Raw genomic sequence first — 13,263 nt, forward strand, 5'->3', positions numbered from 1 at the left:
TTCTAGTATTCTAAGTCGAACCTTGGTATCTTAAAAACTTCCTCAAAATTATCTATAAAATCCTTCGTTTATGGTTCACATTTCATGTTAAAAGGTAATCTTTTTAGATTAACATGTATACAAAGGGTTGATCTATATCTATTATAGTTAACAAAACATTAACAATAGGTGTTCGTATGTTATTAGTAGGTGGTTGTAGTGTTAATTTCATGTCAATGTCATGTTTCATGTTAATGTCAAGTCGCGGGCTCAATCTGTTCTTTAATGCTGATAAAGATTATTTTGTTGATACTGACTACATAAATTTCTATCACGACATGCAATATACAACTTAAATTGTACATTCTACACTAAATTAATATACATAAGTAGATCCTAACTTGTATGTAGCAAGTAAATAGGGAGTAGGACGAACCTCTTCGAAGTATTATGATTGTGCTCCTATATCCTTAAATACCGTTTTGTTTATTGGACAATACTAACTCTACATTAATATTATTTACTTTTTACTAGTTTTTATACGTGATAATTAGATTTTGGGCGTTACTTTGTGTATTTTCCGTTATATACCCGGATTATATCCTTATAACTTATTTACAAAACAGCTTTATTTCCTTATCATTAATATTAAGTAGCCTAATTTGTTAATCTCATAGCAACTATCAATAGCGCTACTACAATAATATATATATCCCCATTAACAAAACATTACCAATTATATATTTCAAATTGGTAATAAAGTTACTGATTCACCGAATTCTATACTAAACGTTAATGTTTTGTTAACAAGTATACGTTTACATGTTAATTCTATATTTCATGTAATTCACTGGATTGGTAGGGATTTTTACTAATATTATCGAAATACTAGCTAACATGTTAATCTCAGCTCACATGTTAATTATAATTAGTTATTTATGAGTTGATTTTTGAGGAGGTAGTTACAATGATTGAGCAAAAAAATGAAAAACAAGACCATCAAATTAACGATGATGATATATTAGATGATAATGTTTTCGAAAAAGCATGGCGGATAACAGAATTCTCAAAACTAGTAGGACGTCATCATAATACAGTTTATAATTGGTTCAATATCCTAGAAGAAAAGGGACTTCATGAAACTTTAAGAACTCAAAATACAAATGAAAAACTCTATAATGCTTTAGATCTTGAAATTGCTCTATTTATAAAGCAGAAAAGGGATGAGAAATGGTCTCTAGATGCAATTATTGACCTTTTACCACACCAATTTGATTTAAGACCAGTTTCACCAGAACATCAAACAAATGAGGTATCCACTGAATTAAACCTTCAAGCTACTGCTGAAATTATTGAAAAAATGGTAACTAAACAGTTAGAAGAAAAAATAAAACATATTGAATCTCATTATGAAGAGAGGGTAGAAAGTATATTAAAGCAGTTACCACAACCAGAAGATGTAGAAACGCTAAAATTGCGTCAACGCCAAGATAGGCTTGATAATTTTATTATTGAGCATAGGGCACGTCAGGAATTAAGAAAACAAGCAGAGAGCTTATGGAATAATAAACCTGAGGAAGAGCGCACTAAAAAAGCAGGCTGGTTTAAAAAAGAGGAAGACTTGAGTAAAAAACAACTCTTCATAGAGCAGTACATACAAGATAATATTATTGAGTATATAAAATCTCTTATGGATTCAGTGGAATAATAAAAAAGTCTGGAACTTAGTCCAGACTTTTTTATTATTTTGTAGTACCAAACATCTTATCTGGATCTAGAAAATCTGCTAAATCTTCATCTTCATTTGCTCCAGCATTATTATTTTCTTCGTCACTACCCATATCAATAAAATCTCCAAATGCAAAACCTAAATCCTCATCCTCATCTATACTTTCAATCGTACTAATTTGAGACTTTTTATACTGAATTTGGCTTTGTCTTTCTTTAAATTCATTAAATTCTTCAACTAAACCTTTAGATAATCTCGATGGTAATGCATCGGTTTTATAGAAGGTATATACAGTTCCTAAGAAATCATTCTTACTTACCAAATATCCATTAAAAACTGTACCATTTATAGGTAAATTATTTGAAACTTCTACCTTAGCGTCATCCATAAAGGAATCATTAATATTCTTTTGCTCATCTAGGATAGCAAGCATACCAAAATGATGTACTTTTGATGCTTCAACAGAACCATCATCGTTCTTCTTCATCAAATCAATCGGGGGATGGAAAGAGCTTCCTCTTAATGATTCTTGGAACATTTCTATAATTGCATGGCTATTTTCTATTTGATTCATATTACGTGAAACCTTATTAATTACTAAACAGCCCGTTTTCTCAAGTAAAATACGTTTAAAATCTTGAGAATCCAGTATTACAGATGTACCAGATCCATTAGCAGCGGTATTTAACTCATGAATAATTTCACTAATACGTTGATTTGCATAATCTCGTGAATTAGCAATACCTTTTTTCTCATTTTCATTCAATTCCTTAAATTCATCGTAAAAATGCTGGTTATCAGCAAACACAACAAATGCTACACCTTTTGATTTATCATTTGCTAATTTCCAAATTTCCTGTGAAAATTTATTTACTTGTCGTAATACATCAGGCCCATCTGCTCGGACGGGAAGAGTTACAACAATCCCCATTTTAATAAAGTCTTTGCGCTCAATAGCATTTTCAAAGGCTATTCTCGCAAACTTCGCTTGATTCGCCTTGATTTCAGACATTGGATATAGCTGCGCAACTTTTTGTAATTCTTGTCTGATTACTGGCTTGTTATGGAAAGCCGAAAATTCTTCAATAGCCTTAATGATTGTAGAAGTTCCAGTTCCTCCACCTAAACCTGCAAAAAATAAAACAAGTTCATCCGAAGGTCTTACTCGTTCAGTAATAAATTCTTTTAGCTTTTCTTTTGCTTCCTCATTTGAATCAAGGACTTTTACTGCACGCTCAGGATTCTTACCTAAACCACCTAATTTCAGTGAAACTTGATTACTTTTGGGTACATTTTTTAATTCAGCTAGATCTCCATCATTACTATTTAGTGCTAAGCAATTATATACTGCTGTACCATCTGTATGTGTATATTCCGCAAATTTATCTACCATTCTAGTACCAGCTTGACCAAAACCGACCATCGTCATTTTAACTGCCACTTCATTCTTCAAGAAGTTTTTTGCCATTATTTTATCTCTCCTTATTTATCTTTTTTCTTTTCCCTAACTCAATCAGTACTTGTTGCCCTCTATAAGTTGAGATTAAAAATTTATATGGGTGCATGGTTTTTTCATAGATTAAAGACATTGATGATAGTGTACTCACACTTATTTCAGCTGAACGTCTAGATATATTCGTACGTTCAACCTCTAAAGAATAGGATTTTCCCTTTTTTTTCTTTACTCTCCTATCAATAACTACATTTTCCACTATTTCATTAATAGATATGCCCCTCATGTACTTCGTCTCTTGAAATTGTTTATTTACTATGTTTCCTATGTATAGAAATACACTATAGAGTATCTCATCTTGTTCAAGTATATCAGCAAACATGTTTACTACTTCATCTGCAAACTTGATTGTTTGATATTTTTCACTTAAAACTTCGTTCAAGTCGTCCCCCCCCTTAGAACACTGGTTAATTATTCCTAGAAACATAGTACATCATTACACGTCGTATATCAAGTCATTATAAATAAAACTTATATACAGGACTTGTATATAAGACTTATAAAATTAAAAATAGAATTAATATATATTTTATAAGGGTTTATGTATACGCCTTATATATAATGCGTATACATGTTATATCAATCTTAAATTTCATGTGATTGACATTTCAAAAAAGATTATTAAAAAAACCAAATCGAAATTCTAAAAAACAGATTAAAAACCACCAATTTTTTTAGCGTAAAAATTCCAGTAAATATTATACACTTTATATATAAGCTTTACATATAAAGTGTATAATATAATGCTTTTATATCGTAGTTAAATCGAAAAACAAATTATCTAGTTTACATACAAGTTTTATATAAGACTCTTATATAAAACTTGTATGTAAACCGTATTTGTAAAGCTTATATAATTCAACAAAACTTTTTTAATATTCCGACAATAAATATTGTTCGAGTGTATTTATATTACTAGGGAGATTTCAAGACATTCTTATAGCAATTCACACTAAGGTTTTCTTTGTTACCTAGCTGTTTTAACGGGATTTATCACTTATAAGACCGCTCATTGTTAATGTTATGTTAATGTACTGTTCTTCACTTAGTACTTGTTAGTTCACATTATTATATATGTTATAAGAAAAATTATCCTCTTTTCCTCATTTGAATTCAATTCCTTGTCAATTTCATTCATTCCTCAAAAGCCAGTAGAAGAGGTTGTTAATTTCATATGAACAGCATCAATACCCTCAATATTCTACATATTAAAAAGGGAGGACTAGGATAAATCAACTTTGACATTCTAAAAGTAGTAGGCTAACAATCACATCTCTACTATAAAAAAGAAACATTTGTTCAAACTAGATTATTAAAAGGGAAATCTCATCTTATTAACATCAAAGTGATACTTACATTACAATAATTTTTTTGTAATGCAGGAGGAATGATGATAGCAATTACAACCTCACATAAAATTAACAACTGTTCAATTTTATTATTTCAGTTAAGATAACTCCTTGTTTAACGAAGAAAAAGTGAAGGTAATTCAAGTGACTAAAACCAATATGTTAAGTATCTATAGACATATTGTTAACTTATTTATGATTTGGTAGAAACAATTAATATTATTTGTCTAAGTGAATTTATGATTCTATACAAGAAAAAACATAAAAGAAAAAGTTGGAATTTTACATTGAGCAAATAGCAGAAGTTGAAAAGAGCGTTTCATCACAAATAAAAAGTTAAATTTCGAATTAAGGATAGAAAAAATTAATCTTTATTATCAATAAACCTTTTTATAAATCTTGAATAATTTTAATCAATTAAAATAGTAGTTTGGCTATCTAATAAATGTTAGGACGTCATAACATTATTTTATAAATAGAATTTCATTATAACTATTGTTAGGTATCCAGTAGTAGCTCGTCCTAACAAAACAAACGATTTAATAAAGCCTTATAAATCAATAATTTATAAGAGATTTATAAGAGTAGTTTTCATCTCAACTTCAACGTACAAAATGAAGTACCTCTAAAAATTAAAATGTCTTATTTATTTTTTCGGGTTTTACAACCACTACATCAATGTAATAGTATATTAAAAATAATAAGTATTTAATTTAGTTTAATTCAATATAAGAGGTGTATGCATTGTCCGAAAAAGTGTATAAATATAGAAGATCAGGTACCCAAAAACATTTTCACTTAAAAGAAGCTGACATATTTGTCTTTACAGTTTTATATTACAAAAGAGCACTTACAACAAGGCAAATCACGCAGTTATATAGTGCATTTGAGGGAAGAGAATGTTCTGAAGCTAGCATATTTACAAAGCTTGACCGTTACTCACAATATGGAGCTATGCTAACTAAAAGAATAGATAAAAGGGCTGATAGTATTACGAAACGCGCTTTATTTTCCTTAAAAGAAAAGACAATTGAATTCTTATTGGAAATAGGAAGAATTCCAAAAAAAAGTTCAAAAAGACGGTACTCAAGAACAACTTCTCTTCACACTATGTGTTCACGTGAAGTCATGATCCGTACTCTTTTAGCGACTACAAAGAAGACACAAACCAATGAAGTATTATATGAATTGGATATTCGTTCTTTTTACCAGAAAAAAAATATAAAAATTGAGGACAACCAATTGACCTTGATTCCTGATGAACATATTTCATACCAAGATAAAAATATCCATATTGAGATGGACATGTGCAAAGAGACAAATTCTACCTTAGTTGAAAAAGTAGAGAAGTACATAGAATATGCAAAAAAAACAAATGAGGATGTAACGGTTGTCTTTGTTATGTACGACAAATCAATGTTCCTTGCTGAAGATGCAGAACCGCCATACATACGTATGAAAAATCTATTATTTTCTATGCGGAAGCATCATGAATTATTAATGAATATACCAAATCTAAATGTACACATTTGCTCATTGAAAGATGCTGGGGATGTTATTTCAGATATCATTCTAGGAACAGATGATAATCAAAACTGGGAACAAGATATTCTTTTTCCTTTATCTCAACGTACAGTAGGAGATGTTAATTGGCGTTACACTTTTGTCGAAAAAATTCAAACGTTTAAAGAATCAATAGATGGTGGCCTTCGACGCACATACAAGAGAGATAAAGCTTCTATTCAAGATTTCTTTTTTATTTTTGGAAATGAAAATGATTACCGAATGATTGCAAGATTAGATGATGTCGTGTTTTCAAGAAGGAATGGAGATGAAGGCATTCCGCTTGTAGTTATCTATCCTAAACGTGAAAATCCTAGAGATATTCTACTGATGGACACTTATGATAATGTACTACTTCTATCCATTCAAAATACAAATATAGCAACCGATGAACAGATCATGGTACATGCTGCAAATAACGTTAATCCGAAAAGACGTAAACTTGTAGAATTATATTAATCGTTTATTTTTCATATAATTTTATATAACTTTATTGATTTTTATTATTTAAGGTGATAGAATAACGTTTGAACTAAACACTCAAAACTACAATCAAATCAGAACATATGAAATTAAGGCAAGCGACACACGCTGTTTTTACAGTGGGTGTCGCTTACCTTTTTTTGTATGGAGAAAGGTGGAAGTGGAAAATGACAATGAACTTACAATTTGCAACTACTACTGGGGGAGTGCTCTCAGCAAGAGAAGCATTTAAAACTCCAGAACTAGTCCTTAAACATATTACAGAAGGGGGAGCTAAATTTTGCGTTTCCCTACAAGATATCAAAATTCCAGGGAAACCTAATTATTATTGGTACGATGTAATAATTGAAACTGCGACGAATAACAAACTAGAGATAAATATTGCAGTACTTTCTCAAGAAGAATATAACCAATTGTGTGAAGGAGATAGTATTGACTTATATTTAAAACAAACTGAAGATGCAGCGAAGTTCTTTCTAAAAAAATCAAAGGAACAATTCAGGCCAGAACTTCATAATCGTTTTACATTACACCATAAAGCTCAACTATGTCTGTAAAAAGTAGGTGAACCTTTATGGAGACATCTAAGCAAAGATTACCATTATACACTACAATCGCCTTAATTAGCGGATTTATCCTTTCATTTGGATTTGGTGTGGCAAACTACATACAGTTACTCTACTATGCATTTGAACCACCGTCTTATCCTATAGAAATTACATATGTACCACTATTTTTAATGTTCTTCTCTTTGCTATTAGGAGAATTTAGTTTTAGGTTCTACAGCCGTATCCCAGCTTTGCAATTTCAAAATGGCAAGTTATTAATTTTAATTGCTTCTCATATTGCAGTAGATATTCAGTTTTTATGGTTTGCAACTACTCCTATCCATGCAAAAGTTATTCCTTATCTTATGAATAAAGCAAAACATGTTAATTTTGGTGAATATCAAGCAATGGGGGATGTATTAACAGGAAATTTCCATACACTCACCATGATATTTGTATTCTTACCGACCGTATTTATGATTTTGTTTACTCTTTGGTATAGTGGCCATATTGTCCGTTACAGAGAAGAAATCTTAAAGTGGGTACAAAAATACGAATATAAAAATCATAAGTTGCAAAAGTGGTTTAATAGCCAAGAGGAACAAATATATCCTGATGTTGAGATAGGTCCTCATATTAAGCACAAAGAAATGATTCGAATTAAGGGGAAAGATAGAACCCTAAATGAAATTATTATTGGTCCTATTGGTTCTGGTAAGACATCTAGTTTAATTATTCCAATGATTAATCAAGATTTACACTGGATGGTACGTTTTATAAATAAGTTTGAAAATACGTATAAAAAGAATAATTATGATACAGAAGAAGTAAAAGGAACATTTTTAAATGGGATAACTGTTATTGAACCGAGTAATGATTTATGTCAAAAGGTATTTAAATTAGTACAAGCACACAAGATTCCTGAAAGTTCAATTTATTATATTGATCCCACAAACCCTGATACCAAAAACATTAATATTTTACGTGGACCAGTTGATAAAGTAGCCGAGGTTTTTGCAATGGTTATCCAGGGTTTGTCGGAATCTAATAATGCATTCTTTGAACAAGCACAACGGAACCACCTTAAGCAACATATTTATTTATTAAAACTACATAACCCACAAAAAGATGTGACCTTTGATGACTTAATAGATATGTACGACGATGTAGAACGTGTACACTGTATGCACAAACTATTAAAAGTACAGGTAGAAAAACTATATGATTTTGTTCAAAGTGGTGTTGCTTCACGTGACCAAAAAAACGAATATAAGATTATAAAAGGTATCGATGAATGGTTCGATAATACCATTCGTGAAAAAACAGGTTTCCATGGGGAACCTGCCGTTTATAAATCTGGAAAATATCGTGGAAAACCAATGCATTATGACCGGGAAGAAGAATATGTAAAAGGTTTGCGTAACATCTTAAAAGATTTAGCCTCAAATGTTTTAATACGACGTGTTTTATTTGGAAAATCAGATTTTGATTTTGATGTTCACTTAGAGCAAGGTGGTATTTTACTAGTAAATACAGCCAAAGGAGAACTTGCAGATCTTTCTAATGTACTAGGAAAATTCGTATTACTAAGTATGCAAAATGCTGTATTCCGAAGAGAACCAAATATTTCACCATACCATCATATTATTGTGGATGAATTCCCTGATTATGGTACGCCAAGTTCTCCTATAAACGCAGTAGCGTGAAATGGAGAGGCTAATTTTTACACAGCCTAACTATTTGTTCGAATTTTATGGGTGTAAACCCCATTCTAGGATAATAGCTCACTAATCCTAGCCATAATACCCCTACATGCGCTAACTTCCACACGAGTTAGGGTCTGAAGTTAGGTAAGGTCGTAACCTGATGGCATATCTCACTAATGCCTATATGGTGCGGTGGTCTTTAAAAACAATCCTATGGTGACGAAAGAAATCCATGTCAGAAGCGCCGTGAGGGAATCCCTTCTTAATGTGAGAAAACGGAAGGAATAACGGGAACGAGGATAGGCTTGTAATTCCAATCCTTGCGCTCAGTTAGTCTCGTAGTTGCTAATTGAGTTGAACCAGTATGTTTGAGCTAATCAAGACTGGTGAGTACCGTCGGCGTAAAGTGGGCACCTAAGGGACTGTAAAACAAGGGATAGAACTAATGGGACTTGGGAAGCTTGCATTGCTATAGGGAGTGTGATCCTGCTTGAAGCAATGTAAGTGGCAGCGGTCGCGTAGTAGTGAAGAAACGGGGTAATGCCCGTGGAGCGAAGGCGACCAGTCGATTCAGAACAATACAATGGGTATTTCAAATGTCTAAATGAACCTCTTTCAAGAGTGGGAATTAAACAGCACATCGTTACAATCACTTAAACAACGGGGAGATGTAATGAGGATTAAAGGACATTTGATAGAAAATGAAACTCAGCTCAAAAATAAACTAGACCTAATATATCAAAAGGCTAAAGAAGAAAATTCTTGTTTTCATGGCATCATAGAGCTCATGAAAAATAAGCAAACTATTAAAACGGCAATTCATAACATTAAAAGTAACCGTGGTAGTATGACAGTCGGAATTGATAAAAAGGATGTAAACTATTACCTGCAAATGGAAGCCAAACAGCTTATTAAACTTATCAGGCAACATATAGATAATTACAAACCTAATCCTGTTCGGCGTGAATATATAAACAAGGGTAATGGAAAGAAACGACCTCTAGGTATCCCAACTATGATAGATAGGATAATCCAAGAAATAGCAAGGATTGTTTTAGAACCCATAGCAGAAGCAAAATTCTTCAATCACAGTTATGGTTTTCGTCCCTATCGCTCATGTCATTATGCTATAGGTAGGGTCTTGAATACCATCTCTAGATCAAAGACTTACATAGCTATTGAAGGGGATATCAAAAGTTTCTTTGACCATATCAATCATAATAAACTCGTCGAGATGATGTGGAATATGGGCATCAAGGATAAAAGATTCCTAATTATCATTAAGAAAATGTTGCGAGCAGGTGTGCTTGAGGATAAAGTTATTCTTCCTACAGAAATAGGAACTCCTCAAGGTGGGATTATATCGCCTCTATTAGCGAACATATACCTAAACAACTTTGACTGGATGGTAGCTAAAGAGTTTGAGGAACATCGTGCCCGCTATACCGTCAAGCATGCTTTCCGTTCGGGCCTTACTAAAGTAGGGAGAAGACATAAGAAATGTTTTCTTATTAGATATGCAGATGACTGGATAATTTTATGTGAGGATACAGTACAAGCAAGAATTCTATTGACCAAAATTGATAAATATTACAAACACATACTCAAATTAGAATTATCCAAAGAAAAAACATTCATCACCGATTTAAGGGAAAAGCCCGCTCGATTTCTCGGTTTTGATATTAAAGCCGAGAAGATGAGACTAAAAGACCGTATTGCAGGTAAAGCTATCCCAAATAAAAAGAAATTAACATCTAAAATGAGAGAAGTTCTTCGAGACGTCTACAATATTCGAAAAACCACCACTTGTTATGATGTTGCCGCCAAAATAGAACTTATAAACACCAAAATTATCGGTATTAGTAACTATTTTCGTATCGGAAATTCTGCCAGAATTTTTGTTAGATGCGATGATAAAATAAGATATACATTTTACAAGTCTATTAAACGAAAACATGGTGGAGGGGTATTTGAAAAAATGCTCACCCCAGCTGAAAACCTCGATAACCGTAAAGATAGACATAAAGGGCACAAAACCAAAGTTCCCTTCGTTGAAGTTGATGGAGTTAAGATAGGACTAACCAAAATGAGTTTTACGCCTAGTACTAAAGCACTCCTATACAATTACGATACGACTCCCTATACACAGATAGGAAGGGCGATTTATTCGAGAAGGCATGGTAAGGGCGATAAGAAAATGAGACCAACCATTTATTCAAACGATCAAATCAACCAAATAGTCTTGTATCAAATGCTTAGACAAACTAGGAACAAACGGCTCTATAACTTTGAATATATACTTAATCGCGATTATGCATATAATCGTGACAAAGGAAAGTGCCGCATATGTAAGACAGGGTTGATCCCAACTAACATACATTGTCATCACGTTAATAATCGACTACCTTTAGAGAAAATCAACAAACTCAGCAATCTTGCCACCATGTGCATAAGATGCCATAAGCTTATACATCAAAAAGACTTAGAAGACAGTATCTTATACGAACTACCGAAACTAACGAAATACCGTGAGCTGATACATATTTGAAATATACTCCATTGTCCACCTTATCTTAATCGCGAGGTTAAGTATAAGGATGATACTAACTGAATTTGTTAGGGATTATCAATCTGAACCGATGGAACGCCGTGTGCGGTGAAAGTCGCACGCACGGTGTGGGGCGGGGGAAAAAGTAGAGATAAATTCAAAGCTTTACCTATCGCGACCCGTAAGGGTTAGTAGCTACCCCAGCCCTCTCGGGCTAGGATGCTACACATTTGTGCGCCCGTTCAAAGAGTTCCCTGCACAATCTCGTAAATATAAAGTCATTCTGACAATTGCAAGTCAAACACTATCTCAATTAGCTTTAGATTTCACAGAGCAGTATATGTTTACTTTATTAGGTTCGTTCCGTAACAAGATGATATTTGGTGATGTAACACCATATGATGCGAAAATTTTCTCTGACATGTTTGGTGAAACAGAGGAATTTAAAGAATCCGAATCTGAACAAGGGATCTCTCCTATGCAAGAGAACCCCGTTAGTCGCTTAGGTTCGACATATCAAAAATTAAAAGAAGTCGTTATGTCACCAGGAGATATCATGGCACAAGGTGCCTTCATTTGTGCTGCACGTATTGTACAAGACAATCATGTACAACCTGTACAACAAATTACTAGTAACTTTGTACCCAAAGAGGAATTTGCTCAAGCAATCATTCAAGTAGAGCTTAAGTCTGGACAATATTGGGAAACTGAACGTCTACGACTCATTGAAGAATCTATCGCAAAATCAAATCCTATGAAACATGTAGATGCAAATAATATAAAACAGATAGAATCATTTCCACCTATGCATGGTGATAAAATAGGACAAAATCAGTCCATAGAAACAAACAATAATAGTACATCGATATTATTAAAGGGCTCTCAAATCAATACTACTCCTTCATCTAATACAGATTTAGATAATACAACTTCACGAGGAGAGAGCATTCCAAACGAAGACATAGAAGCCAAGCAAGAGGAAACAAGCTTCTTTAAAGATATCCTATACGATGATGTAGTATCCTTTGTTAAGGAATCAGGGACTGCTTCTATAAATGCACTACAGAACGCATTTAAAATCGATTATACACGTGCTTCAAGATTACAAGATGCCTTACAACGGAATGACGAGCTGCCGAATATAACAAAGGAGACACATATGGAACTTGTAAGTCCTAAAAAAAATATGGAGCTAGCAGAACGGAAGAAAGAGGTATCTAATACTATGTTGGAACCAAAAAGGGATATAGATTACCCAATTCATTTAGGAATTCCTGTAGAAACTCATCCATTGCAAAAAAAGCTTCTAACAGAGGGACTTATAACCACAGTATTAGAGGAAACAAAAACAGATATGAAAACTAATTTGAAACCAGCTACAAAAACAGTTAATCCCACTAAAGAAAATAAACTTGATGAAGAGGTTGCAAAAGTTTACGAATCTATTAGCATTACTGTTCATCAAAACTTAGAAAAGAATATGGTAGAGAACACTAGAAATAATGAAGAGCAGCATGAAGATAAACATATCGACTATAAAGAACGCAAAAAAAACTTAAAAGCCAAACAAAAGAATACGTATAACAATACAAATTCACTACTTAATAAAAACCAGCAACAAAAGAAAAATACATCTAATGTAATGAGTAAGGAATTAGATGATTTTTTTGATTAATACCTATAGAAACCTAAAATAAATTTTTATTCAAGATTATATTTTTAGGGAAAATCTAACTTAAATTAGGAGGAAAGGTTAGATATAGTATTTTAACTTTTCCCTTTTCAAAAAATAATACTTGCACAAATTACATAAAAACGTTATATTTTAATTAATAATTATACAAA

The 13,263-nt window shown here is 32.5% G+C and carries 7 protein-coding genes and 1 pseudogene; 6 read left to right on the top strand and 2 right to left on the bottom strand.

The window, feature by feature from the left end; genetic code table 11:
- Window positions 1-946: 946 nt before the first annotated feature.
- Window positions 947-1,687 carry a MerR family transcriptional regulator gene (locus NST86_RS30250; RefSeq protein ID WP_086423526.1) on the top strand — a complete coding sequence of 247 codons (741 nt, stop codon included), beginning with the start codon at window positions 947-949 and terminating at the stop codon, window positions 1,685-1,687.
- Window positions 1,688-1,721: 34 nt separating this feature from the next.
- Here the strand turns inward: NST86_RS30250 and NST86_RS30255 are convergent, their stop codons facing one another.
- Both NST86_RS30255 and NST86_RS30260 read right to left on the bottom strand, forming a co-directional pair.
- Entirely contained in the window at window positions 1,722-3,176 is a 1,455-nt protein-coding gene (locus NST86_RS30255) for a cell division protein FtsZ (protein WP_001097031.1), read from the bottom strand.
- Between the two features lie 4 nt (window positions 3,177-3,180).
- A complete protein-coding gene (locus tag NST86_RS30260) occupies window positions 3,181-3,603 on the bottom strand; it encodes a hypothetical protein (protein WP_001006726.1) in 423 nt (140 codons plus the stop codon).
- Between the two features lie 1,711 nt (window positions 3,604-5,314).
- Between NST86_RS30260 and NST86_RS30265 the strand changes: the two genes are divergently transcribed.
- From NST86_RS30265 to NST86_RS30285, 5 genes and pseudogenes are all read left to right on the top strand, one after another.
- Window positions 5,315-6,592: a replication-relaxation family protein gene (locus NST86_RS30265; protein WP_086423525.1), complete on the top strand. Its 1,278-nt coding sequence runs from the start codon at window positions 5,315-5,317 to the stop codon at window positions 6,590-6,592.
- Between the two features lie 107 nt (window positions 6,593-6,699).
- The gene (locus tag NST86_RS30270; RefSeq protein ID WP_340935129.1) at window positions 6,700-7,173 is read left to right on the top strand and encodes a hypothetical protein; all 474 of its coding nucleotides are present in this window, start codon (window positions 6,700-6,702) and stop codon (window positions 7,171-7,173) included.
- Window positions 7,174-7,190: 17 nt separating this feature from the next.
- Entirely contained in the window at window positions 7,191-8,870 is a 1,680-nt protein-coding gene (locus tag NST86_RS30275; RefSeq protein ID WP_340935131.1) for a conjugal transfer protein TraG, read from the top strand.
- 673 nt (window positions 8,871-9,543) lie between these two features.
- The gene (gene ltrA / locus NST86_RS30280) at window positions 9,544-11,418 is read left to right on the top strand and encodes a group II intron reverse transcriptase/maturase (RefSeq protein ID WP_086423309.1); all 1,875 of its coding nucleotides are present in this window, start codon (window positions 9,544-9,546) and stop codon (window positions 11,416-11,418) included.
- Between the two features lie 232 nt (window positions 11,419-11,650).
- Window positions 11,651-13,093: pseudogene (locus tag NST86_RS30285) on the top strand (DNA translocase FtsK); the annotation flags it as partial.
- Window positions 13,094-13,263 lie beyond the last annotated feature (170 nt).

The sequence above is a fragment of the Bacillus sp. FSL L8-0199 genome, assembly GCF_038005705.1.
Classification (GTDB): domain Bacteria; phylum Bacillota; class Bacilli; order Bacillales; family Bacillaceae_G; genus Bacillus_A; species Bacillus_A cereus.